At 70.1% G+C, this 22,988-nt stretch carries 25 protein-coding genes and 1 tRNA gene; 9 read left to right on the top strand and 17 right to left on the bottom strand.

The annotated features are described in order from the left end of the window. Window positions 1-47: 47 nt before the first annotated feature. Both AB0J66_RS45015 and AB0J66_RS45010 read right to left on the bottom strand, forming a co-directional pair. Window positions 48-776 carry a class I SAM-dependent methyltransferase gene (locus AB0J66_RS45015; protein ID WP_364674257.1) on the bottom strand — a complete coding sequence of 243 codons (729 nt, stop codon included), beginning with the start codon at window positions 774-776 and terminating at the stop codon, window positions 48-50. 45 nt (window positions 777-821) lie between these two features. Beyond that, on the bottom strand, window positions 822-1,619 hold the full coding sequence (locus tag AB0J66_RS45010) for an S-methyl-5'-thioadenosine phosphorylase (RefSeq protein ID WP_364674255.1): 798 nt from the start codon (window positions 1,617-1,619) through the stop codon (window positions 822-824). A 125-nt stretch (window positions 1,620-1,744) separates the two neighbouring features. Here AB0J66_RS45010 and AB0J66_RS45005 point away from each other — a divergent pair, with 125 nt between their 5' ends. The 4 genes from AB0J66_RS45005 to AB0J66_RS44990 all read left to right on the top strand — a co-directional run bounded on the left by AB0J66_RS45005 (window position 1,745) and on the right by AB0J66_RS44990 (window position 4,413). Further along, window positions 1,745-2,302 carry a YqgE/AlgH family protein gene (locus AB0J66_RS45005; protein WP_364674253.1) on the top strand — a complete coding sequence of 186 codons (558 nt, stop codon included), beginning with the start codon at window positions 1,745-1,747 and terminating at the stop codon, window positions 2,300-2,302. Window positions 2,303-2,390: 88 nt separating this feature from the next. After that, window positions 2,391-2,463, top strand: a tRNA-Ala gene (locus AB0J66_RS45000). Between the two features lie 95 nt (window positions 2,464-2,558). Continuing rightward, window positions 2,559-3,593, top strand: coding sequence for a type IV toxin-antitoxin system AbiEi family antitoxin (locus AB0J66_RS44995; RefSeq protein WP_364674250.1), 1,035 nt, complete (start codon window positions 2,559-2,561; stop codon window positions 3,591-3,593). Then, the gene (locus AB0J66_RS44990) at window positions 3,577-4,413 is read left to right on the top strand and encodes a hypothetical protein (RefSeq protein WP_364674249.1); all 837 of its coding nucleotides are present in this window, start codon (window positions 3,577-3,579) and stop codon (window positions 4,411-4,413) included. Before AB0J66_RS44995 ends, AB0J66_RS44990 begins: the two co-directional genes overlap by 17 nt. 84 nt (window positions 4,414-4,497) lie before the next feature. On the opposite strand, the gene AB0J66_RS44985 is transcribed toward AB0J66_RS44990, so the two are convergent. Together AB0J66_RS44985 and AB0J66_RS44980 are read right to left on the bottom strand one after the other, a co-directional pair. Then, window positions 4,498-5,055: a TetR/AcrR family transcriptional regulator gene (locus tag AB0J66_RS44985; RefSeq protein ID WP_364674246.1), complete on the bottom strand. Its 558-nt coding sequence runs from the start codon at window positions 5,053-5,055 to the stop codon at window positions 4,498-4,500. Continuing rightward, on the bottom strand, window positions 5,052-5,738 hold the full coding sequence (locus tag AB0J66_RS44980) for a DsbA family oxidoreductase (RefSeq protein ID WP_364674245.1): 687 nt from the start codon (window positions 5,736-5,738) through the stop codon (window positions 5,052-5,054). Before AB0J66_RS44980 ends, AB0J66_RS44985 begins: the two co-directional genes overlap by 4 nt. A 227-nt stretch (window positions 5,739-5,965) precedes the next feature. On the opposite strand from AB0J66_RS44980, the gene AB0J66_RS44975 reads away from it, so the two are divergent. Genes AB0J66_RS44975 through AB0J66_RS44960 form a run of 4 tightly spaced genes read left to right on the top strand, consistent with a single transcriptional unit; the run spans window position 5,966 to window position 10,121 of the window. Continuing rightward, window positions 5,966-6,340 (top strand): hypothetical protein, encoded by a 375-nt coding sequence (locus AB0J66_RS44975; RefSeq protein ID WP_364674242.1) that lies wholly within the window; start codon window positions 5,966-5,968, stop codon window positions 6,338-6,340. 28 nt (window positions 6,341-6,368) lie between these two features. Next, window positions 6,369-7,610, top strand: a complete 1,242-nt coding sequence (locus AB0J66_RS44970) for a YqgE/AlgH family protein (protein WP_364674237.1) — start codon at window positions 6,369-6,371, stop codon at window positions 7,608-7,610. Between the two features lie 40 nt (window positions 7,611-7,650). Continuing rightward, the gene (locus AB0J66_RS44965) at window positions 7,651-9,684 is read left to right on the top strand and encodes a hypothetical protein (protein WP_364674236.1); all 2,034 of its coding nucleotides are present in this window, start codon (window positions 7,651-7,653) and stop codon (window positions 9,682-9,684) included. A gap of 47 nt (window positions 9,685-9,731) precedes the next feature. After that, window positions 9,732-10,121, top strand: coding sequence for a hypothetical protein (locus AB0J66_RS44960; protein ID WP_364674234.1), 390 nt, complete (start codon window positions 9,732-9,734; stop codon window positions 10,119-10,121). A gap of 20 nt (window positions 10,122-10,141) precedes the next feature. Here AB0J66_RS44960 and AB0J66_RS44955 read toward each other — a convergent pair whose 3' ends face one another. From AB0J66_RS44955 to AB0J66_RS44945, 3 genes are all read right to left on the bottom strand, one after another. Next, complete coding sequence (locus AB0J66_RS44955) at window positions 10,142-11,320, bottom strand: radical SAM protein (protein ID WP_364674232.1); 1,179 nt, start codon at window positions 11,318-11,320, stop codon at window positions 10,142-10,144. A gap of 129 nt (window positions 11,321-11,449) precedes the next feature. After that, a complete protein-coding gene (locus tag AB0J66_RS44950; RefSeq protein WP_364674229.1) occupies window positions 11,450-11,890 on the bottom strand; it encodes a response regulator in 441 nt (146 codons plus the stop codon). A gap of 12 nt (window positions 11,891-11,902) precedes the next feature. Beyond that, window positions 11,903-12,286, bottom strand: a complete 384-nt coding sequence (locus tag AB0J66_RS44945) for a response regulator (protein ID WP_364674226.1) — start codon at window positions 12,284-12,286, stop codon at window positions 11,903-11,905. A 146-nt stretch (window positions 12,287-12,432) separates the two neighbouring features. On the opposite strand from AB0J66_RS44945, the gene AB0J66_RS44940 reads away from it, so the two are divergent. After that, window positions 12,433-13,266, top strand: coding sequence for an LLM class flavin-dependent oxidoreductase (locus AB0J66_RS44940; protein ID WP_364674224.1), 834 nt, complete (start codon window positions 12,433-12,435; stop codon window positions 13,264-13,266). Here AB0J66_RS44940 and AB0J66_RS44935 read toward each other — a convergent pair. The 10 genes from AB0J66_RS44935 to AB0J66_RS44890 form a co-directional block, all read right to left on the bottom strand. Further along, window positions 13,263-13,910 carry a GntR family transcriptional regulator gene (locus tag AB0J66_RS44935; RefSeq protein WP_364674221.1) on the bottom strand — a complete coding sequence of 216 codons (648 nt, stop codon included), beginning with the start codon at window positions 13,908-13,910 and terminating at the stop codon, window positions 13,263-13,265. The genes AB0J66_RS44940 and AB0J66_RS44935 overlap by 4 nt on opposite strands. Before the next feature lie 76 nt (window positions 13,911-13,986). Beyond that, entirely contained in the window at window positions 13,987-14,583 is a 597-nt protein-coding gene (gene pilO / locus AB0J66_RS44930; RefSeq protein WP_364674219.1) for a type 4a pilus biogenesis protein PilO, read from the bottom strand. A gap of 14 nt (window positions 14,584-14,597) precedes the next feature. Then, entirely contained in the window at window positions 14,598-15,287 is a 690-nt protein-coding gene (locus AB0J66_RS44925) for a hypothetical protein (protein ID WP_364674216.1), read from the bottom strand. Further along, window positions 15,287-16,312, bottom strand: coding sequence for a type IV pilus assembly protein PilM (gene pilM / locus AB0J66_RS44920; RefSeq protein ID WP_364674214.1), 1,026 nt, complete (start codon window positions 16,310-16,312; stop codon window positions 15,287-15,289). The genes AB0J66_RS44925 and pilM overlap by 1 nt, the downstream gene beginning before the upstream one ends. 10 nt (window positions 16,313-16,322) lie before the next feature. Beyond that, window positions 16,323-17,099: a prepilin peptidase gene (locus AB0J66_RS44915; RefSeq protein WP_364674211.1), complete on the bottom strand. Its 777-nt coding sequence runs from the start codon at window positions 17,097-17,099 to the stop codon at window positions 16,323-16,325. A 41-nt stretch (window positions 17,100-17,140) separates the two neighbouring features. After that, complete coding sequence (locus AB0J66_RS44910) at window positions 17,141-17,641, bottom strand: prepilin-type N-terminal cleavage/methylation domain-containing protein (RefSeq protein ID WP_364674209.1); 501 nt, start codon at window positions 17,639-17,641, stop codon at window positions 17,141-17,143. A gap of 47 nt (window positions 17,642-17,688) precedes the next feature. After that, entirely contained in the window at window positions 17,689-18,921 is a 1,233-nt protein-coding gene (locus tag AB0J66_RS44905; RefSeq protein ID WP_364674207.1) for a type II secretion system F family protein, read from the bottom strand. 4 nt (window positions 18,922-18,925) lie between these two features. Next, window positions 18,926-20,059: a type IV pilus twitching motility protein PilT gene (locus tag AB0J66_RS44900; protein WP_364674204.1), complete on the bottom strand. Its 1,134-nt coding sequence runs from the start codon at window positions 20,057-20,059 to the stop codon at window positions 18,926-18,928. A 111-nt stretch (window positions 20,060-20,170) separates the two neighbouring features. Continuing rightward, window positions 20,171-21,835: an ATPase, T2SS/T4P/T4SS family gene (locus tag AB0J66_RS44895; protein WP_364674202.1), complete on the bottom strand. Its 1,665-nt coding sequence runs from the start codon at window positions 21,833-21,835 to the stop codon at window positions 20,171-20,173. A gap of 58 nt (window positions 21,836-21,893) precedes the next feature. Further along, the gene (locus tag AB0J66_RS44890) at window positions 21,894-22,928 is read right to left on the bottom strand and encodes a helix-turn-helix domain-containing protein (RefSeq protein WP_364674199.1); all 1,035 of its coding nucleotides are present in this window, start codon (window positions 22,926-22,928) and stop codon (window positions 21,894-21,896) included. Window positions 22,929-22,988 lie beyond the last annotated feature (60 nt).

Here is a 22,988-nt window from a genome sequence, read left to right as displayed (position 1 = left end):
GCATCGGACCCTGTCCGCGAAACAGCTGAACCCGTATGTGACGTGAGTCACAGCTGAGGCAAGATCCACGTGGAGATGTGGGAGTTGCTCTCGTTGCCGAACGGGGTGCGCGCCCACGACTCCCAGCGGTGCTCCGGGGTCATGCCGGCCAACTGGGCCATGAGGTCGAGCTCGGCCGGCCAGACATACCGGAAAGGAATGGAGCTGACCCTGCCGTCGACCACGTGGACCGAGCTCATCGCCTGCGTCGCGGGCTCATAGGTGTCGAAGCCGAGCCGGGCCGGCGTCACCGTGAACGGGACGGCGGTCTGGCCCGGCGGCAGCTTGCGCAGCTCCGGGACCATCACCTCGACCAGGAAGCGGCCGCCGGGGCGCAGATGCGCGGCTGCGTTGCGGAAGGCCGCCACCTGACCCTGCTGCGTGGTCACATTCATGATCGTGTTGAACACGAGGTAGACCAGGTCGAACTCGCCCTCGACCCGGGTGGTGGTGAAATCGCCGACGGTGACGCCGATCTTCTCGGCCCCCGGTTTGGGGCCCAGCCGGGCCAGCATCGCGCGGGACATGTCGATGCCGTGCACCTCGACGCCGCGCCGGGCCAGCGGCACCGCGACCCGGCCGGTGCCGATCGCGAACTCGAGCGCCCGGCCCCCACCGGCCAGATCGGCCAGCACGTCCACCGTCTCGGCGATGACCTCGGGCTGGAACTGCGCGTCGTTCGGGATGTCGTACGTCTCGGCGACGTCCTCCCCGAAGAAGCCATCGGCGTCGGTCATTGCCGGACCATAGCCCGGGCGCCCGGCCGGCCGCCGCCGAATTACCTACGGCAGCTCGATCGGCAACTTCAGGCCCTCCAGGGCCGACGCGCACGGGCAGGTCCGTTCCGCCGGGAGCTTGGTCACGGCCTCCAGCAGTACGGATCGCAGGCGCGCCGTGTTGTCGGCGAACACCCGGAACACCTCCTCCTGGGTGACCCCGTGCTCGCCCTCCACCCCGGCGTCCAGATCGGTGACCAGCGCGATCGACGTGTAACAAAGACCCAGCTCGCGGGCCAGGACCGCCTCCGGATGGCCGGTCATGTTGACGATCGTGCCGCCGATCGAGGTGAACCAGCGCGACTCGGCCCGGGTGGAGAACCGAGGCCCCTCGACCACCACCATCGTGCCGCCGTCGACCGGATGGACCGGCCGGGCCGCCGCCAGCACCGCGGCCCGGCCGTCCGGGCAGTACGGATCGGCGAAGTTCACGTGGATCGCGCCGGAGTCGTAGAACGTCTGCGCCCGCCCGCTCGTCCGGTCGATGAGCTGGTCGGGAACCACGAAGGTGCCCGGCCCCAGCTCGGGCCGCAGCCCACCGACGGCACAGGGCGCGACGATCTGGCGTACCCCCAAGGCGCGAAGCGCCCAGAGGTTGGCCTGGTAAGGGATCTTGTGCGGTGGGTAGCGGTGATCGCGCCCGTGCCGCGGCAGGAACGCCACCCGGCGGTCACCCACCCGGGCGACAGTGATCGGATCGGAGGGTGCACCGTAGGGCGTGGACACGACGTGCTCCGACGCTCCGTCCAGGAGGGCGTAGAGCCCCGAGCCACCGATGACGCCGATCTCCGCCGCTGGGTTCATGGCCAGACCTTATCGGGGGCCGGAATCTCGGGCTAATGTGCGATGCATGGCGTTGGTGGAAGCGTTGTGCGTGACGCTGCGGACTGCCCGTGTATAGCGAGGGTCAGCGGATCGGAGGCCGGTCGATGGAGTCGATGACCGGCCGGCTCCTGGTGGCCACACCCACCCTCAAAGACCCCAACTTCGACCGTACGGTCGTGCTGCTCGTCGCCCACGAGACGGGCGGCGCCCTGGGCGTGGTGCTCAACCGCGCCACCGAGGTCCCCGTCGCGGACGTCCTCGGCACCTGGGGCGAGCTCGCGGGCGACCCGGCGGTCCTGTTCGAGGGCGGCCCGGTCCAGCCCGAATCGGCGATCTGCCTGGCCCGCACCCGCCCCGAGGTGAAAAGACGGGTCTCCGGCTTCCACCAGGTGTCGGGCTCGCTGGGCACGGTCGACCTCTCCACCGACCCCGAACGTCTCCGCGACAGCGTGGCCGGCGTCCGCGTCTTCGCCGGCTACTCGGGCTGGTCGGCCGGCCAGCTCGAGGAGGAGATCGCCTCCGGCTCCTGGTTCCTGCTGGACGCCCTCCCCGGCGACCCCTTCATCAACCGCCCCGACGACCTGTGGGCCATGGTCCTACGCCGCCAGGGCGACATCCTGGCGGCGGTGGCCCACTTCCCACCCGACCCGGCGATGAACTGAGGCTTCCCCGGAGGGGAGGGGGTCCCGGCAGACCCCCGCGGAAGGTGTGTAGTATTTCCTCCGTGCCCGGGTGAACCGGGGACGGCAAGGGGCTGTGGCGCAGCTGGTAGCGCACCACACTGGCAGTGTGGGGGTCAGGGGTTCGAGTCCCCTCAGCTCCACCCTTGAGGAGACGCCCGGACATTGGTCCGGGCGTTTTTGTGTTCGGGGCGAGGAGCCGTTCAGTTTTAGGCGTCGTTCAAATAAACTGAACGGTGTGCAAAACCGAACGGCGACCGGCTCGGGCAGTACGGAGCGGTTCCTGGCGATGGCCCGTGAGCGCCTGGGCGGATTCGGCATAGCCCTTGAGCAAGAGCCGCCGGCCGCAGACGGGGGGGCGGATGCGGTCGTCGTTTTGTCGCGTGGCAGCGCCAGAGCCGGATATCTGGTGCAGGCGAAAGCGACCACCCTGACCGCCGTCGCCCATCGGGAAAGCCGCACCCGAACGTATCCACTGCTGGTGATCGGCGATCGGATCAGCCGCCGGAGCGCCGACGCATTCCGGGCGGCTAACATCCAGTTCATCGATGCCCTGGGTAACGCGTTCATCTCCTTCGGCGACGTCTTCATCGACATACGAGGACGCGCCGAGCGAAACGATCAGGCCTCGTCCCTTCCGTCCGGCCGCAGCGCCGGGCAACCGGTGAACCTGTTCAGCCGAGGCCGGGCGCAGGTCATTGTGGCGCTGCTCGCCTGGCCGGAGCTGGTCGGGGCGGGACGGCGGAAGATCGCGAACGCCTCGGGAGCCTCGCTGGGGCAGACGCAAGATGCCATGAGCCAGTTGGAGAAGGCCGGCTTTCTGCTGCCTTCCTCACTGGGTCTCACTCGAATCGACGAACTTGTCGACTACTGGACCGCCGCCTACCCGACCGGTCTCGGCCCGCGTCTGGAGGTCGCGGAATTCCACGGCGATCCGAGCCTGCAGCTGAAGAGTGAGCATCCCGTCTATCTCAGCGGCGAGACGGCCGCCGGAGTCGACATCGCGCGTCCGGCGGCGATGACCGTCTACGTAAGCTCGCTGGAGCCGAAACTCGCCATCGTGAATCGATGGAGCACCAACCCTGATCGGGTTCGCAACATCTTCGTCCGGCGGAAGTTCTGGACCTCGCCGCGCCCAGCCGAGGAGGATCCCGCCATCAAGACTCAGAATGCTCCCTGGCCCCTGGTGTACGCGGACCTGATGGTCACCGGTGACCCCCGATTGGCCGAGGTGGCCCGAACGTGGCGGGCTGATCATGCTCGACCCGCATAGAGCCGATCCGTCGCTGCTCCACCTGGTCGACCGGGTAGCGGGCGAGATCATGGCGAAGTCGACCCTCCTGGTTCCCGCCGAAGTGATGCTCGTGGGCGCGCGCTGCCGTGACATCCTGCAGAGCGCTCTCGGGCATGAGTTTGCTCTGCGCGTCACGTCCGACATCGACCTCGGGCTGGCGGTGGCCAACTGGGCAGCCTACGACGAATTGGTCACCCGGTTTCCCTCGGCGGGCAAAACCGGGATTCGCTTCCGGATCGCGGAGACGACCGCCGACCTCATGCCGTTCGGGCCGGTGGAGAACCCACCGGGAACCGTCACCCCGGCGACGCGCCGCGAACCGATCAACGTCTGGGGTTTCGCGGAGGTCTACGCGGCGGCCCACCCGCTTGAGCTGCCCACCGTGGGAAGTATCCGGATCCCTGGGGCAGCCGGTTACGCCGCGCTGAAGGTCGCCGCGTGGCTGGACCGGAGTGACTACGGCGAATACAAGGACGCCGTCGACATCGCCACGGTCATCTACTGGTACACGAAATCTGCAGCTGTCGAAATATTCGTCTACGAGACCGAGCGTGGCCAAGCCCTGCTGATCGAGGAGGACCTGGATGATGCGGCTGCGGCCGCCCGCGTGCTCGGAGAGGACATCTCCGGCATCGTCGGTCCCGAGCGCCTGTCCGAGATCGCCAGACGCTGGCCCGGTTCCGCCCGAGACCTACTCGTTCACCACATGACGGTGACGAACGCGCCCGACTGGCCGGCCTCCCCGAATCGGCGGCATACGTTACTCCGGGCCCTGGAGCGAGGACTGGGGCTCGGCTGACCGCAGCAAGGACGGTGACAGAGGGCGCGGCGTTCAGTTTTGGCGACCGTTCAGAAAAACTGAACAGCGCCCGAAACCGAACGCTCAGGTGCGGAGGCCGTGCAGTAAGAAGGTCAGGCGGCGGGTGTAGTCGGGGCGGGACTGTTCGGGGCAGGCGCGTAGGGCGGCGCCGCGTTCCAGGAGCAGATAGGTCAGGTCGGTCGGGGTCAGGTCGGGGCGGATGGCGCCGGCGGACTGGGCGGCCTCCAGGAGCTGGCGGCCGAAGCGGTTGGCCTTGTCGCACAGGGTGGTCAGCTGGACCGAGTCGGGGAGGGCGCGGACCAGGACGTCGTTGGCGGCGGGCTCGTCGTACTGCAGGAGCCAGATCCGCATCAGGTATTCCTCGAAGCGGGTCCGCGGGTCGTCGAAGGACGAGACGGCCTCGATGATGGCGCGGAGGCGTTCGGCCACGAGGTCGTCGACGACGGCGTCGATGAGGGCCTGGCGGCTGCCGAAGCGGTGGTAGATGGTGCCCTTGCTGACGCCGGCGGCCTTGGCGACCTCGTCCAGGGGGGTGGTCAGGCCGGAGGCGCGGAAGACGTCGAGGGCAGCGCGGCGGATGCCCTCGACGTTGCGGGCCGCGTCGGCGCGGAGCCGGGTCATGCCGGCTGGGTCTCCCGGTCCTGCCAGGAGAGGTCGAGGGCGCGGCGGAACAGCTCGACCGGCTGGGCGCCGGAGACGGCGCGCTTGTTGTCGAAGACGAAGAACGGGACGCCGCTGATGCCGAGCTGGCTCGCCTGGGTCAGATCGGTGCGGATGTCCTCCTCGTACCCCTGGGTCTGCAAGGTCTTGACCGCCTCGTCGCGGTCGAGGCCCAGCTCGGCCGCGAGGTCGGCCAGGACCTCGTGGTCGGCCAGGTTGAGGCCGTCGGTGAACTCCGCCTTGAACAGGCGCTCGACCATCTCGGTCTCGCGGCCGTGGGCCCGGGCCAGGTGGATCATGCGGTGGGCGTCCAGGGTGTTGACCATGTGCGCGGTCTCGAACTTGTAGTGCAGGCCGGCGGCGGCGCCGCGCGCGGCCAGCTGGGCGTGCGAGGCCTCCAGCTGGGCCTTGGGCAGGTGGTGGTGGGCGGCCAGGTACTCGTCGGCCAGCATCGCCTCGCCCGGCTTGAAGCCCGGGTTGAGCTGGAAGCTGTGGTAGCGGACCTGCACCGTGGAGCCGTGCGGGAACTGCTCGATGGCCTCCGCGAGAACGGCGTGGCCGAGGTAGCAGAACGGGCAGACGACGTCGCTCCAGACATCGATCACGATCGGCTCGGCCGTCCGGCCGAACACGCTGCTGCTCATCAGTCGCACCATCCATCCACGGAACAGGCGCCGGCGTCCTCCACCGGCTCCAACATGACCAAGCCGGCGGGGGCCGGCGTGGGGAGAGACGCGCCGGCGGGGGCCGGCGTGGGGGGAGGAGGGTCTGAGGCGACCGGCTCGGCGTTACTTGACTCCATGGTCAAGAACGTAACGCAAGTTGACGCCGCCGCCAAGATAGTGTGGCGCGGCGCTCGTAAGCTGACGGTATGGGCGAATTGCGGGTGACGGCCGCGGACGGTGAAGACCTCCTCGCGCTGCGGAAATGGATCACCGAGTCGGGTCAGCTGCGGGGCGTGCCCGTGACGGTCGAGCGGGCGCAGCCCGAGCCGGGCACCATGCCGGGCAGCGGCGCCGTCGAGGCCCTGGTCGCGGTGGCCACCGACAAGGCGACGCTGACGGCGATCGTCTCGCTGATCGGCGGCTGGGCCACCGCGCGCCTGTCCATGCGCCGGACCCGCCTGAAGATCAAGTACGGCGACCGGGAGGCCGAGGTGGACACCGCCCGCTTCCGCGACCCGGACGAGCTCGCGGTCTGGCTGCGCCGGCAGTTGGAGCCGGACGGTCAGTCGGACGAGTCGTGACGGCGCGGGTGGGGCTTACCCTGACGGGATGGTGGGCACTCCCGTGACGGCCCCGTCCATGCCGGACCCCGGTGAGTCGTACGCCGTACTGATCGGCTCGGCCGTCTACGACAACGATCAGCTGGCCGATCTGCCCTCCGTCGAGCGTAATCTGCGTGAGCTCCGCAAGCTGCTGACCGACGAGATCTACTGGGGACTGCCCGAGGAGCGCTGCCAGGTGCTGCTCAACCCGGGGCAGCCCAGCGACGTGGACATCGCCCTGCGCGACGCGGCCGGCGCGGTCGGGCCGGACGGCCAGCTGCTGATCTATTTCGCCGGGCACGGGATCGTCCACGACGACGGCACGCTCCAGCTCGCGTTGCGGGCCACCGACGAGTCGCTGCTCAGCACGACCTCTTTTCCGTACTCCCTGGTCCGCCGCCGGCTGGCCGAGAGCTCGGCCCCGCGCCGGATGGTGATCCTCGACTGCTGCTACGCCGCCCGCGCGCTGGAGGTCATGGCCGGCGGCGACGGCGTGCTGCTCCGCATCGACCAGGCGGCCGTGGTCGCCGCGACCTCGCGCACCAGCACCGCCTTCGCCCCGGCCGACGAGGAGTACACGGCCTTCACCGGCGAGCTGATCCGTACCATCCGGGCCGGTCTGCCGGACGGGCCCAACCCGCTCGACCTGCGGACCGTCATGCTCGCCCTGCGGGAGGCGCTCGCCGCCCGCAACCGGCCGGCCCCGGAGTTCCGTGAGCACAACGCCGGCTTGTACCTGGTGCGCAACGCGGCCCATCGGACCAGTCACGGGCTGGTCGGTCACCTCCTGCACAGCACGGACGGCTCGATCGACTCCGACGCCGAGGCCCCGGCGGTACTGCTGGTGCTCGAGCACCAGATCGACGTCGGGGCGGTGGCCGTACGCATCAACGCCCCCACCGACCGCCCGGTGCACCGCTTCCTCGAGGAGTGGGCGGACACCACGACCGAACCCCGGGTGCTGTACGACGGCGGCCCGCTCAGCAAACTCGAGGCGATCGGGGTCGCCGTCGTGCCCGAGGACAGTGGCAGCGCCCCACCCGAGTTCCGCCCGGTGGCCGGCCGGGTCGGGGTGCTCAACCTGGTGGCGAACCCGCGGCACGCCCGGACCGGCGGGGTCCGGCTGCGGCTGTTCGTCGGGTACTTCGGGTGGGGGCCGGGTCAGTTGGAGGCCGAGCTGTCGGATGGCCGACTCGTCGATCGTGGACCCGTGACGCCCGGCGCGCTCGGGTATGAACAAATGGTGTAAGCATGCTTACCGGGAGTTCTGTCGAGAGTAGGGAGTAGCGGTGGCCCGGTTCGCCGGCGAGAGCGAACTGCTCGAACGGCTGAGTCGCGAACTGCGCGAGCCTGCCCGCCCACTCCGGCTGATCATCGGTCCCGATCTCCCGCGGGCGTCGCCGCCCTGGCTGACCCGGGTCCTGCGGGCGGCCGAGGAGCATGTCCGGCGCCTGCGCAACGACGAGCTGCAGGACGAGATCACCCGCGTCCGGCGCACCATCACCGACCCGGCCGACCGCTACGTGGCGTACCGCGCGGCCTTCGACGATTTTCTCGGCCCGCGCGAGTTCGACGTCGTCTTCCAGCGGGCGGTGCTGGAGTCGTACCACTCGCCCGGCGACGGGCAGCCGGCCGACGCCGAGCCGAGCGGCGCGATCAATGTGGAGTCGGGCCGGATCCTGGAGCTGGACCGGGAGTCCTGGCGGATCGACGCGGGCCTTCAGGCCCTGGGGCGGCTCGTCGCCCACTTTCCCGAGCGCTTCGGCGACGGCCTGCTGACCACGCGGCTCGACCCGGCGGTCGAGGTGGCGCTGGGACAGCTCGGCAAGGACGCCGAACCGGCCCTTCTCGGCCCGGGAGGGCCGACACGCAACGGAGGCGTACGGGTCCTGCACGTGCTCGGCTTCTGGCGGCCGCTCGACCGGGCGCAGCGACGGCCGCAGATCGTGGACTACCGCGACGCGCGCCTGCCCGCCGTGGCGGCCGAGCGGCTCCGGCAGCTGCTCGCCGAGAGCACCGTCTGCGTGCTCGGGGTGCGCGACGGCGATCCGATCATCGTGCGGGCCCTGCAGGCGGCCGTGCTGGACGGGGCCCGGGTCCTGTGGGCCGTGCCCGACGAGCACGGCAACCGCGAACCGCGGATCCGCAACCTCGGCGAGCGGATCGGCGGCGGCGACTCGGTCACCGTCTACTCCGGAGTGGACAGTGATCTGCTGCTGCAGAAGCTGGCCGTCCAGCTCGCGCTCGTGCCGGGCGAGCCCGGGGCGCCGCCGCCGGTGCCCCAGCCCCGGTTCCACGAGCAGCCCGCCCTGCTGCGCGTGCTGGGCGCGGTGCCGCTGCGGGCCCCCGCCGAGAGCACCGTCGATCTGCTCCGCCAGCTCGACAAGCGGTTCCAGTGGCGGCTCGAGCGGCCGGCCTCGCCGCCGCCGACACTGCTGTTCTGGCCGGTCCGGCTGCGCGAGCCCTCGGTCATCCACATGGTGCAGGCCCTGGCCGCGGCCGCCCTGTCCGCCCACGGCGTGCACGTGGTGCTGGCGCTGGACGACTTCGGCGACTACCAGCCGGCGATTCAGGACCTGTTCGAGGAGCGGGTGAACGCCTGGTTCGGCCTCATCCCGCAGGCGCAGCGCCCGGAGATCGTGCCGCTGCGATCCTGGATCGAGGAGGAGGAGACCCGCCAGCGGCCGCTGCGCGAACGGCCGACCCGGCCCTGGCCGGTGCTGCAGGAGTACTACGGCCAGCGCAAGCCCAGCGTCTACGACACCCTGCGGGCGGCCAAGATCCTGCCCGACGAGGAGCTGGAGAACCGCCCCCAGGACGCCACGCAGATCCTCGACCTGCTGCGCACCCGCAGCGCCCGGCGGCTGCTCACCGCGCCCGCCATCTGGTCCCTCTACCACGCGAAACTGCTCGACCGGCGGATCGGCGAGGTGATGACGCTGGCCGGCGTGGACGAGCTGTTCTTCTGGCAGCACCGGCAGAAGGTGAGCGGGGAGCAGACCCGGCACCTCTACCACCCCCGGATCGACAATCTGACACAGGACTCCGGGCTGATCCGCTGGGACCACCACCAGGACCTGCACCGGGCCATCGAGCGGGTCATGACCCGCGAACACTGGCGCCGGCGCGGCCGCTACCTGCCGTGGCTGGTCGAGAACGCCTTCCTGCTCCCCGCCTACCTGCGCTTCGGCGGCGGGGCCGAGCTCGCCGGGCGCAACTTCACCGTGTGGCCGGACGTGGTGGCCGCCCTGGCCGACGACCCCGCGCTGGCCGATCCGCTGGCCCAGCGGATCTCGGCCTGGTTCCTGGCCGAGCACGACTGACCTGTCGGCCGGTCGCCGTCCTGGTCGCGGCGGGTTAGATTGAAGGCATGCCGCACGGGACAACCGAGGCCAAGAAGTGGGCTGAGGAGATCGGCCTGCTCGTGTTCGAGTGCGCCACGTCGATCGGGCGCGAGCTCACCGCGTATGTCGGTGGGGCCCAGCGCGTCCACGACCTGGAGCGATGGGCTGCCGAGTGGGACGGGTCGAGCCTGCTGGCCCGGGAGCGGCTGCAGGCCGCCTGCCACATCATCGCTCTGCTCAAGCCCGCCCTGGCCCGCGAGCAGATGGCCGCGTGGTTCCGCGACCCCCGCCCCGAGCTGGGCGACATTTCGCCCGCGACCGCCCTGCACTTGTCCACCACGACCGCGATCCGCCCGCGGCTCAACCAGTTGGCCCTGCGCCACGCCTCAGCCGGCCGGGCGCCCGCCGTCGCCTGAGCCGCCTCGATGAGGGCCGCTCAGATGGGTGCGGTGCCGCCCAAGTAGCGGTCGGCGTGTGCCTGCAGGTCGACGTTGGTGCGGAAGAGGCGCCGCACCTCGTCGGTGTCGTGGGCCGCGGACGCCAGCTGGACCTTGCCGGTGGGGCCTCGCTCGACGTAGAGCTCGCCCTGGCTGCCGACCAGCAGGACCGCGTTCGGTCTCGCGTTGGTGGCCGTCACCCGGACCCGTAGCGGGCGGAACTCGTCCTCGGTCTCGAGCCGGGCGACCAGCCGGTCGACCACCGCGCGGGCGTCGTCGGTGGGCAGCAGCTGACGGCCGGGGCCCTGCGCCGCTTTTCCGGCGGCCACGGCCAGGTGCAACACCCAGTTCCGGACGCCGGCGCCGACGAGTTTCCGGGCCAGTGCGATCAGCTCGTCCTCCCGCTGGTTGGCCCGCGACACGACCGTTTGCACGGTGGTGCCGATGTCGGCCGTGACGGCGTGCTGGATCGTGGCCCAGGCCTGCTCGTGGGAGCTGGTCCCGCGGGGGAGCAGGCGCGGATTGATCGGGCGCAGCCGGTCGTGCAGGGCGGCCCCGGCGCTGTCGAGCGACACCCGAAGGTGGCCCTGAACCTGCTTGAGCAGCGGGATCAGGGGCGTGATGTCACCCGCGCCGGACGTGTCGACGACGATCGCCTTCGTCTCGGCCAGCCGGGCGATCAGCCGCTGGGTGCGCGCCGGGTCGAGGATCGGGTCGCCGCCGGTCACCACCGCGACCATGGCCGGCACGGCGGCGGCTGTCGCCGCCACCCGCTCGATGTCACCGGGGTCGGCGCGGAAGGGCTGCATGAGGTCGTCGGCGTGGCAGTAGCGGCAGCGCAGCGGGCACCAGGCCGTGGCGAAGACGTTCACCACCAGGGGGTCCCCGAGCGGGGGCATCTCGGTGAAGTCGCCGATCAAGGAGCGGCCGGCCAGCGGGCGGTCGGCCACCGGCTCGATCAGGCCGGCGGCGGCGAGCCGGGCCGCCATCGGCTCCCGAGCGTGATCCACCGCCGTTCCGCGCGGGCCGAGCCCGGCCACGAAGGCCGCGGCCGCGTGATCGAGGGCGACGAAGCGGTCGATTGCGGCGACATATGCGACGGCGCCGAAGTCCTCCGGCCGGAGCCGGACGCCGTCCCGGCGCCGCACGCGGCGTAGCCACGTCCCTACTGCGGGCATGACGAGCCCCTCCTGCTCTCCAGGGGGGTCGTCGGCCTCTGCGGTGCGCAGTTCCGGGGGCACGAGCGGAAACTATAGGGCTGGTCCTGCGCCTACCCCCGGAGAACACCCGCAAACGTGGACCGAAAGTTATGAAGACAAAAGCAGCCAGTTGACGCGGCGCATCATCTCGCGGGAGCTGAACGGCTTGGGCAGGAAGTCGTCGGCGCCGGCGGCGAGCAGGCGGGCCTGGTCGGCGTGGCCGCTGATCATGAGGACCGGGATCTCGGCCGTGGCGGCCGTGGCGTGCAGCTCGGAGCAGACCGTCAGACCGTCGAGCTGGGGCATCGTCACGTCGAGGATGATCACCTGGGGGCGGCGCTCGACGGCCAGGGTCAGGGCCGTAAGGCCGTTGTCGGCGGTGAGCGTGCGGAAGCCGGCCACCTGCAGGCGGTACTCGATGACGTCGCGGACCTCGTCGTCGTCGTCCGCGATGAGGATGCTGGGGGCGGCCGGCATGGTGATCGGCCGGGAGGTCATCGCCAGGGTGAACGCGTCGAGGTCCGTGGGGCGGTCGAGAAGCGCGGTCATGGTCAATTCCTCCTAGAAGCGGGACGCGATCAGGTCGCGCAGTTCGGCGACGACCCGGAGCGGCTGGAGCGGTTTGGGCAGGTAGCGGTCGGCGCCGGCGCCGAGGCCGGCATCGATGTCGTGCGGGTGGGTGCTGGCCGAGATCATGAGGATCGCGGTGTGGCGGCTCGCCGGGTCGAGCCGGGCGATCTGTGCGAGCTCCATTCCGTTGAGGGCGGGCATCCGTACGTCCGTGATCAGGCCGATCGGCCGGGCCACCTTGAGGATCCGGGCCGCCGTGTTGCCGTCCTTGGCGGCCACGGACCGGAATCCGGCCGCTTCCAACGTGACCGTGAGCAGGTCGCGGGTGTCGGGGTCGTCCTCGGCGATGAGGATGAGGTCTTGACGCTGGGCCATGGGGGGAGGCCTTTCTCTCCGGACACCCGCCTCATCGGCCGGGCCGGGGTGACCTCCAGGGAGAACCGGGTTGCAGACCGGTAGCGCCTTCGCCGATCGCGAAAAAGCCTTCCCAGCACCCAAGATCAACCAGCAGGGTCGGAGCCATGGCGACCTTTTCCCTTCAGGCCCAGCCCACCTCCGCGACCCAATGGCCGGAGCTGGCCCGCGAGGCCGAGCGACTCGGCTTCGAATCCCTCTATGTCGCCGACCATCCGGGCGTCTGCGCGGCGCCGTTCGTCGCGCTGGCCGCGGCCGCCGCGGTCACCTCGCGGTTGCGGCTGGGCTCCTACGTCTCCAACGCCGGCGTCCGCGAGCCGATCCTGCTCGCCACGGATGTCGCGACCCTCGACGTCGTCTCGGGCGGCCGGGCCGTCCTCGGTCTCGGCGCCGGGCACACGCCGGCCGAGTGGGAGGCGGTCGGGAAGGTGCGTCCCGGCGTGCGGGAGCGGGTCGACCACTGCATCGCCGTGGCCGAGGCGACTCGACGCATCCTGGCCGGGGACGGTCTGACCAAGCCGCGACCGGTGCAGGAGGAGGTGCCGCTGCTGATCGGCGGCGGCAACAGCCGATTGCTGAAGTGGGCCGCCGGGCACGCCGACCTGATCGGCCTCTCCGGCCTGGGCCGCACGCTGGCCGACGGTCACTCGCACGAGACCCGGTGGACCGGCCCGGAGATCGACGCGCAGATCGAGCTCTGCGGTGACACGCCGACCGAGGCCCTGGTCCAGCGCTTCGAGATCACCGACGACGCCGGGGCAGGCTATGCCGCGTACGCCAAAGAGGTGGAGATGGACGAGGCGGAACTGATCGCGGCGCCGTACGCCCTGATCGGCACCAAGAGTGAGATCGTCGCCAAGCTGGCGGAGATCGAGCGGCGGTGGGGGATCAAGCGATTTGCCGTACGCACGACGGCGGCGGCCCAGGTCTTCGGCGGTTAGTCGAAGAGCTCGCGCTCGACCCGGGCCCGGTACTCGACGTAGATCTCGCGGTACCGGGTCAGGGCGCCCTTGCGGTCGCCGGCCTCGAGCCGGCCCAGGATCGCGTCGTGGCCCTCGATCCAGGTGCCCCAGATGTTGCTCTCGGCGGTCATGGCGAGGATCCGCATCGTGCGGGCCACGACCAGATCCACCATGGACTGCAGCTCGCGGTTGCCGCTGGCCAGGATCACGATGCTGCTGAAGTCGCCACCGGCCGCGCTGGCCGCGAGCACGTTGCCGGCCCGCAGCGCCTCCACGAACTCGCGCTGCCGCTGGCGCATCAGCTCGATGTGGGTGGTGGTCAGGTTGTCGACGCCCCACTCGAAGCCCGCGCAGGCGAGGACGCTCATCACGTCGATCAGCTCGAGGGCGTTCTTCTGGGTGACCCGGGTGACGTGCCGGGTCCGGTTGGGGGCGATGTCGATCAGGCCCTCGACCGAGAGCTGGGCGATCGCCTCGCGCACCGGCGTGATGCTCACGCCCAGGCGCTGGGCCAGCTCAGCATCCTTGATCAGGGTGCCCGGGGACAGCTCTCCGGTGACTATCTCGTTGCGCAGCTGGCGGGCGACTGCGGCGGTGCGGGTCGGCGGGACCGCGTAAGACATACGGGCAGGGTACTCAGGGTGACAACAGGGTGGCGGGCCTACCCACCGGGTTCACCCGTTGTACCCACTGTGAACGTCAGTTGCCGGTCTTGCACATGTCGTTGCGGCCCTTCGCCTTGTCCGGCTTGTCGGTGATAGTGGACGTCGTGCAGAACGCGTTCATGGTCAGGTTGGCGGTGGCTTTGTCCGACCCCGCCTCGCCGGAAAGACTCACCGACTGGACCAGCACGGCGCGGTCCTGCACGTTCTGGAGCGCGGTGATGAACAGGTAGATGTTGGTCGCGGTGCCGGTGGCGACCAGCGAGATCGGCAGCTCGGCGGCGGTCGTCACAGTGCCCGACGCGGCCGGGCTGCCCATGGTGAAGCCACTCACCGCGACGTTCGTGACGGCGCCGACGGAGTGCAGCATGCGCAGGAAGTCGGGCTCGCCGTAGGTCTCCGGCAGGTTGTCGGCGAGGTCGTTGACCTCGGCCTGGGTGGTGCTCTTCTTGGCCTCCTCGGCCTTGAGCGTGGCCACGTCCTTGCGCAGTCGCAGCAGCTGGATGTTGACGTCGTCGGCCTGTGACTGCAGCGAGTCGGCGTCGGAAAGCTTGGGGGAGATCAGCAGCAGCCAGGTGCCCGCGACGAGCAGGATGATGGCCGCGATCCCGCCGGCGATCCAGATCTGATTCAAGCGGCGCGCGTCCATCAGTCTCCCGTCCCGCAGGTGGTGGTGTAACGACCGCACAGGGCCTTGCTGGTGAGTCCGACGGTCAGGCTGAAGGCGTAGTTCTTGTCGCCCTCGCTGTAGGTCACGGTGGTGGCATACGGCTGCGTCAGCTGCTCCCGGGCCGCGAGCTTGTCGATGAACGCGGCGATCGTCCGGCGGTCCGGCCCGGTGCCGCTGACCGCGATCGTGGCGACGACGTCGCTCTTGGCCCCGGTGTCCTGTTTGGTGAGCGTGCCCACCAGTTGCAGGAGGGTGACGCCGGAGGTCAAGGCGTCGGTGCTGACGTAGCCGAAGTCGGCCGTCCAGGACGTGTCGGTCGCCAGCAGCGACTTGAGTTCGCCTTTGACCCGGTCCCGGTCGTTGAGCAACTGGGTCACCTCGGCGTAAGTCTTGTTCTTGGTCCGGGTGAGATCGCTGACCTGCTCGTTGGCCGTGGTCAAATTGAAGTCGGCGTCGTTCCAGGTCTGGCGGGCGTAGACATACCAGGCGGCCATCACGCCGACGACCAGGACGACGGCGGCGATCAGCAGGAAGCGGGTGCGGCGGGCGTTGCGGCCGGCGGTCAGCTCGCCCGGCAGCAGGTTGGCCCGGATCGGCAGGATCCGCGCCGCCTGCTCGGGGGAGACCGCGGTGTCGATCGGCATCAGGGTCGTCGTCGAGGTCGCCATCAGGCTGCCGCTCCCAACGTCAGGCCGATCGACACGGCGGCCGACGGCACGAAACTGTCGAAGCCGCGCTCGCGGCCCTTGCGGGTGTCGCGGAGGCGGCTGGCGCTGTCCGCGTACATCACGGTGATCCGCAGCTGGTCCTGCAGGTGCTCGGCCAGGCCCGGCATGAGGGCGCTGCCACCGCACAGGGCGAGGCGGGTGACCTGCTTCTGCCGCTCGCCCGAGGCCAGGTACGTGAACGAGCTGCGCAGCTCGTTGACCAGCGGACGGACCGCCTCGATGGCGGCCTCGACCGACTCCGGGCTGCCGTCGCCGTGCAGGCCGTAGCGGCACTTGATCATCTCGGCCTCGCCGGGCGGGACGCCGAGCCGGGTGGCCATGGCATCGGTGATCTCCTGGCCGCCCCGGGGCACGGTCCGCACGATCAGCGGCTCGCCGTCGGCGTGCACGATCACGCTGGTCACGTCGTAGCCGACGTCGACGATCGCCTCGACCTGGGTGTCCAGCCGGGAGGCGGCCCGCAGCATCGCGAACGAGGCCAGGTCGACCGCCTTGACGTGCAGGCCGGCCTTCTCGACGGCGGCCACCGAGCTCAGCACGGCGTCCTTGGGCATGGCGATGAGCAGGCCGCGCACGTTCGGATTGTCGCCCGGGTCCTCGAGCGGGTAGAAGTCGAGCAGCGAGCGCTCGACGGCCAGCGGCAGCGCGTCCTTGACCTGGAACGGCAGGGCCAGCTTCATCTCCTTGGGCGGGAGCTTCTGCAGGCTCATCTCGCGGACCACCAGCTGTGGGCTGGTCACCGCGATGCTGACGTTCTTGGAGCCGAACTTGCAGGCCGTCCAGAGCTGCTTGATGGCCGAGGTGACCATCATCGGGTCCTGCACCACGCCGCCGTTGACCGCGCCCGGGGGCAGCGGCACCTGGCCGAAGTTGTTCAGCGAGTAGTCGTCCTTGCCGCGGCGGACCTCGACGGCCCGGATGGAGGACGAGCCGATGTCCAGCCCGATCGGGGGTGCGCCTGCCATCAGAGTCCTTTCAGGCGGAGGGTACGAGGAGGGACGAGTACCAGTCGGCGATCGGCGCCCCCGCGAAGACCGCGAGGAAGGCGCCCGCCAGCATGTAGGGCCCGAAGGGGATGCGGGACTTGCGGCCGGCCCGGCGCAACGCCATCAGCGCCGCGCCGACCACGCCGCCGAGCAGGAACGCGGCAAACGCGCCGATCAGCACCGAGCTCCAGCCGAGCCAGCCCAGGTAGAAGCCGAGCAGCGGGGCCAGTTTGACGTCGCCGCCGCCCATCCCGCTGGGCAGCAGGGCGAAGACGAAGTAGATCGCGTAGAGCACGGCCGCCGCGATCAGGCCGCGACCGGCCTGGCCCCAGCCGTGGTCGGCGATCACGGCCGGCGCGATCAGGACCAGGGCCACCGCGTACGAGGGGAGGACGATCTTGTCGGGCAGCCGCATGACGTCGAGGTCGATGACGGCCAGGGCGATCGCGATCGCCGCCAGGTAGAGATACGCCGGCAGTTCCCAGCTGAGCCCGAACTTCGCGGTCACGGCCACGAACAGGAGGGCGGTCAGCGTCTCCACGAACGGGTAGCGCGGGCTGATCGGCGTGTCGCAGTCGGCGCACCGGCCCCGCAGCATCAGCCAGCCCAGCACCGGCACGTTGTGCCGGTTACGGACCTCGTTGCCGCAGGCCGGGCAGTGTGAGCGCGGGTGGATCAGCGACTCGTCCCGCGGCACCCGGTAGATGACCACGTTGAGGAACGAGCCGACGGCCAGGCCGAGGAGGGCCACCACGATCAGCAGCATCGTCGTCGCCCTCCTCTCACAGCCGGTGGAACAGGTGCGGATCAGGCGCAGTCGGCCAGGACCGCGCTGCTGCCCAGGGCCTTGACCGAGCCGCCGACCGAGCTGTCGTAGGCGTAGATCTTCTGGGTGCCGTTGTTGTTGCGGGCACAGACCTTGTACGACGCGGCCGTCTGGGAGCCGGCGGCGCCGGTCACGGCCGGCTTGTAGGCCATCTCGGTACCGTCGGAGAGCGTGATCCAGCCGGCCGTGCCGGCGCTGCCGGTGGTGGTGCCGTCCTTGACGCTGAAGCTCGCCTTGACGCTGGCGATCACGGTGGTCGGGTACGAGTTGTTGTTGTCGGTGTAGTACTGCTCGATCGTGCTCACCGCACCCCGGACGTCGGACTGAGCCGACTTGTCGGCCGCGCCCTTGCGGTAGTTCAAGTACACCGGCACGGCGATGGCCACCAGGATGCCGATGATGACCACGACGACGAGCAGCTCGATGAGGGTGAAGCCCTCGTCCGCCTTCTTGGAGCGGAGCCGGGTGATGACCTCGTGCATAGGGGGTGCCTCCATGGCGATGGGGTGGGTAGTGACGGCGGGGTCCGTCAATTCGTCTGGATCTGCTGGCCGATGGTGAACATGGGGAGGTAGAGACAGACCACCATCGAGCCCACGACCGTGCCCATGACCAGGACCATGATCGGTTCGATCGAGGCGGTCAGGGACTCGGCGGCGCTGTCGACCTCTCTGTCGTAGAAATCGGCAACCTTGTCGAGCATCTGACTGATTTGACCGCTTTCTTCGCCGACCTCGATCATCTGGGTGACCATGGGCGGGAAGATCGGGTGGTTGCGCAGGGCCGAGGACATGGTGTTGCCGTCCCGGACGGCGTCCTGCACGTCCTTCATGGCGGCGTTGATGACCTCGTTGCCGGTGGTCTCGCCGACCACGGTCAGCGCCTGCATCACCGGCACGCCGACGTTGAGCAGCAGACCCAGGTTGCGGGAGAAGCGGCTCATCGCGAGCTTGCGCAGCAGGGGCCCGAAGACCGGCATCCGCACCTTGAGCTTGTCGACCTTCAGGCGGAAGTCCACGCTGGTACGCATCTGCTGCTTGTAGGTGATGCTGCCGGCGACGCCCAGGATGATCACGAGCGGCCCGATCCACACCATGTTGTGGCTGGCCGTGACCAGGAACTGCGTGGGCGCCGGCAGTTCGCCGCCGAGGCTGGCGAACATGTTCTCGAAGATCGGCACGATGAAGATCAGCACCGCGGCGATCATGATGAAGGTGAACGACAGCACGATGGCCGGATAGGTCATCGCGCCTTTGATCTTGCCGCGGAGCGCGGTGTCCTTCTCCAGGCTCTCCGCGATCTGCTCGAGAGCCTGGTCGATCATGCCGCCGGTCTCACCGGCCCGGACCATGGCGATCATCAGGCGCGGGAAGACCCGGTCGTGCTTGGCCATCGAGCCGGACAGGGATGCGCCGGCCGAGACCTCGGAGCGCAGGTCGCCCAGCGCCTTCTTGAGCGGCGCGGACGAGGTCTGCTCCTCGAGGATGGCCAGCGACCGCAGCAGCGACATGCCGGACGCGGTCATCGTGGCGAACTGCCGTGCGAAGACCGCCAGGTCCTTGAGCTTGACCCGGCCGCCCAGGCCCGGGATCTTGAGCTCCCGGTCGAGGCCCTTGCCGGCCTCGCTCAGCTCGAGCGGCGTCTCGCCGCGCTGGCGGAGCAGGTGCCCGGCGGCGGCCTCGTCCGGCGCCTCGACGGTGCCCTTCCCCCGATGGCCGGCAGCGTCGATGCTGCTGTACCGGAAGACCTTGGTGACCGGCATGTGATCACATCCGTCCCACGAGCCGCTTGAGCTCTTCCTGGGAGTGGCAGAGCTCGAGGGCCGTCGCCATGGTCACGGTCTGCTCGCGCACCTTCTCGGCCAGGTGCTGGTCGAAGGCGAGCATGCCGTCACCGGCGCCGGCCTGCATGAAGGAGGGGATCTGGTGCGACTTGCCCTCGCGGATCAGGCTGCGGATGGCCGGGGTGGCGGTCAGGATCTCGGCCACCACCACGCGGCCCTTGTTGTCGGCCTTGGGCGCCAGGGCCTGGGTCACCACACCCTGCAGCGAGGCGGCCAGCTGGGCCCGGATCTGCAGCTGCTGGTGCGGCGGGAAGATGTCGATGACGCGGTCGATGGTCTGGGTCGCGCTCTGCGTGTGCAGGGTGGCCAGCACCAGGTGGCCGGTCTCGGCCGCGGTCAGCGCGGTGGCCGTGGTCTCCAGGTCGCGCAGCTCGCCGACGAGGATGACGTCCGGGTCCTGCCGCAGGGCGTGCTTGAGCGCGCTCGAGAAGTCCTCGGTGTCCGAGCCGACCTCACGCTGGTTGACCACGCTGCGCTTGTGCGGGTGCAGGAACTCGATCGGGTCCTCGATGGTGATGATGTGCGCGGCCCGGGTGCGGTTGATCAGGTCGAGAATCGAGGCCAGGGTGGTGGTCTTGCCGGAGCCGGTCGGGCCGGTGACCAGCACCAGGCCGCGGGGCAGGTGGGCGAAGCGGGCGACCGAGTCCGGCATGCCGAGCTCGTCGAGCGGCTTGATCTCGTGCGGGATGGCCCGGAAGACCGCCCCGCACGAGTTGCGCTGCACGTAGAGGTTGCCGCGGAAGCGGGAGACGCCGGCGATGCTGTGCGCGAAGTCCAGCTCCTGCTTGTCCTGGAACTCCCGCCACTGATCGCCCGTGATCGAGGCGCGGGCCAGCAGGGCGGTGTCGGCGGAGTTCAGGTTGCCGTAGCCCTGCAGCGGCCGCAGCGAGCCGTTGACCCGGATCATCGGCGGGCTGCCGACGGTCAGGTGCAGATCGGAGCCGCGGGACTCGACCAGGGTGACGAGCATCTGGTTGAGCACGGCCAGGTCGCCCGGCGCGGGAGCGTCCGGCTCGATGGGCGCCGCCTGCTGCGGCACCTGCTGGGTCGTGTACATCTGCTGCGGCATCCTTTTCGTTGGGTGGCGCCATCTGTATTCGGCACTCGGCGGGGCCGGTTGAGGGGCTCTTTCCGGCTATTCGGGTGAAGTGCTCAAAAACCGGTTAAGCTAGACGGCCACCCGGGAGACCTCGCGGATCGAGGTCAACCCGCCCGACGCCTTGGCCAGGCCGTCCGCCCGCAGGTCGTACATCCCCTGGTAGAGCGCGACCTCGCGGATCTCGTTGGCCGAGGCGCGGCGGATCGTCAGCGACTCGATCTCCGGGCTGATCGGCATGACCTCGTGCACGGCGATCCGGCCCCGGTAGCCCGTGTTGGCGCAGTTGCGGCAGCCCTTGGGCGCGTACAGCACCTCGGGCATGGCCAGGTCCTCGAACGGCCAGCGGGCGCCGATCAGCTCGGCCTCGGTCGGCTTGTAGGCCTCCTTGCACCAGTCGCAGAGCCGCCGCGCGAGCCGCTGGGCCAGCACGCAGTCCAGCGACGAGCCGACCAGGAAGGGCTCGATGCCCATCTCGGTCAGGCGGGTGACCGCGCCCGGCGCGTCGTTGGTGTGCAGGGTCGAGAGCACGAGGTGACCGGTGAGCGACGCCTCGACCGCGATCTGCGCGGTGTCCGCGTCCCGGATCTCGCCGATCAGCACCACGTCCGGGTCGGAGCGCAGAATGGCCGGCAGCACCGCGGCGAAGGTCAGACCGGCCTTGGCGTTGACCTGGACCTGGTTGACCCCGCGGAGGCGGTACTCGACCGGGTCCTCGACCGTGATCACGTTGACCTCGGGCTTGCTGATCCGGCCCAGGGTGGCGTAAAGCGTGGTCGACTTGCCGGAACCGGTCGGGCCGGTCACCAGCACCATGCCGTGCGGCTTGGTGAACGAGCCGGCGAAGCGGTCGAGGTTGTGCTTGGTGAAGCCCAGCTTGTCCATGTCGAGGTCGATGCCGCCGGTGTCGAGCACCCGCAGGACGATCTTCTCGCCCCAGACCGTGGGCAGCGTGGCGACGCGGAGATCGACCGTGCGGTCGCGGATCAGCGCCGTGATGCGGCCGTTCTGCGGCACCCGCCGCTCGGTGATGTCGACGCCCGACATGATCTTGATGCGTGAGGTCAGGGCGGCCATCACGCCGCGCGGCACCAGGTCGACCTCGTGCAGGACGCCGTCGATGCGATAGCGCACCCGCATGTCGTCCTCGGTCGGCTCCAGGTGCAGGTCGGAGGCGCGGTTCATGACGGCCTGCTCGATCAGGCTGTTCACGTAGCGCACGATCGGGGCGTCGTCGGCGCTGGTCGCCTGGGCCGCCATGGCCGACTGGTCGTCCTGCTCGCCGACCATGTCGCCCAGGTCGCTGTTCTCGCGCTGGAGCCGCTCGATGATCCGGCGGACCTCGCTGCGGGCGACCACGGCCGGGCGTACGGTCATGCCGGTGGCGGCCCGGACGTCGTCCAGGGCGACCACGTCACCCGGGTCGGTCACGCCGACCACGAGCTCGCCGTTGGCCATCGACAGGCCGATCACGCGGTGCCGGAGCACGACCGGCAGCGGGATGCGCTTGAGGGCGGCCGGGTCGGGGGTGAAGCTGACCAGGTCGACCGTGTTGATGCCGAAGGCCGCGGCGGCCGCGGCGGTGAGCTGCTCCTCGGTGACGACGTTGTCGTTGATCAGGACGGCCCGGACGGACCGGCCGCTGCTCTGGGCGACCTCGGCGGCCGCGTCGACGGCGCGCGGATCGATCCCGATCTGCTTGAGCGCGTCCAGCAGCGGGCGGAAGGTCTGGTCCATGAGGTCCTTTGCATCGGCTTACAAGTGCTTGCCTCTGCAAAATCGGACGTACGCGGACCTAGCTGAGCGCCACCTGGTTAGGCGCCGGTTGCCGGAAGGTTCGCCGGTACGCGGTCGGCGCCACCCCGATCGTCTGCTGGAAGTGCTGCCGCAGGGCGGTGGCGCTGCCCAGGCCGGCCCGGCGGGCGACCGTCTCGACGCCCAGATCGGTCGATTCAAGCAGCACCTGAGCGTGGGCGACCCGCTGCTGCAGCAGCCACTGCCGCGGGCTCGTGCCGGTCTCCTCGCGGAAGCGGCGGGTGAAGGTGCGCACGCTCATGCTGGCGTGGGCGGCCATCTCCTCCAGGCTGACCGGCTCGGCCAGGCGGTCGAGGGTCCAGGCCCGGGTCGGGGCGGTGCCGGTGTCGGTGGCGGCCGGGACCGGCCGCTCGATGTACTGGGCCTGGCCGCCCTCGCGCCAGGGTGGGAGCACGCAGCGGCGGGCGGCCCGGTTGGCCACCTCGGCGCCGTGGTCGCTGCGCACGATGTGCAGGCACAGGTCGACCCCGGCCCCGACGCCGGCCGAGGTGAGGACGTCGCCGTCGTCGACGAAAAGGACGTCGAGGTTCCAGCGCACCTGGGGGTAGAGCCGGGCCACGGTCTCGCCCCAGGCCCAGTGGGTGGCCGCCGGGCGGCCGTCGAGCAGGCCGGCCGCCGCCAGCACCGACGCCCCCGTGCAGATCGAGACGATCCGGGCACCACGCTCGGCGGCGGCTCTCAACGCCGTCCGCACATCTTCCCGCAGCGTCCCGTCGGTCACGGTGGTGCCCGCGTCGACGCCCGGGACGACGATCGTGTCGGCCGTTTCCAGCACGGACAGATCGTGATCAGGCGTGATGGTGAAGCCGGCCGCGCTGCGCACCGGGCCGGGCCCGCAGACCAGCACTTTGTAGAACCGCCGGAGGTCCGCGTCGCGGGCGGCGCGGAAAACCTGGACGGCGGTGCCTAGATCGAAGGGGACCAGTCCGTCGAGGACGAGAACGGCGACTCGGTGGCGGTCGGGAAGGCCTTCAGTCGAGTCAAGGGCGGCTGGCGGGGTGGTCGGACGGGGCATGGCTCGATTCTTGCGCATGATGGCCTCTCGGCCACTCGTTGCTTCGGTCACGGATTCGCA

Origin of the sequence: Actinoplanes sp. NPDC049598, from assembly GCF_040675435.1 — a bacterium.
Lineage (GTDB): Bacteria > Actinomycetota > Actinomycetes > Mycobacteriales > Micromonosporaceae > Actinoplanes.
The sequence above is the reverse complement of the archived record's forward strand: the minus strand, read 5'-3'. Positions and strand labels throughout refer to the sequence as shown.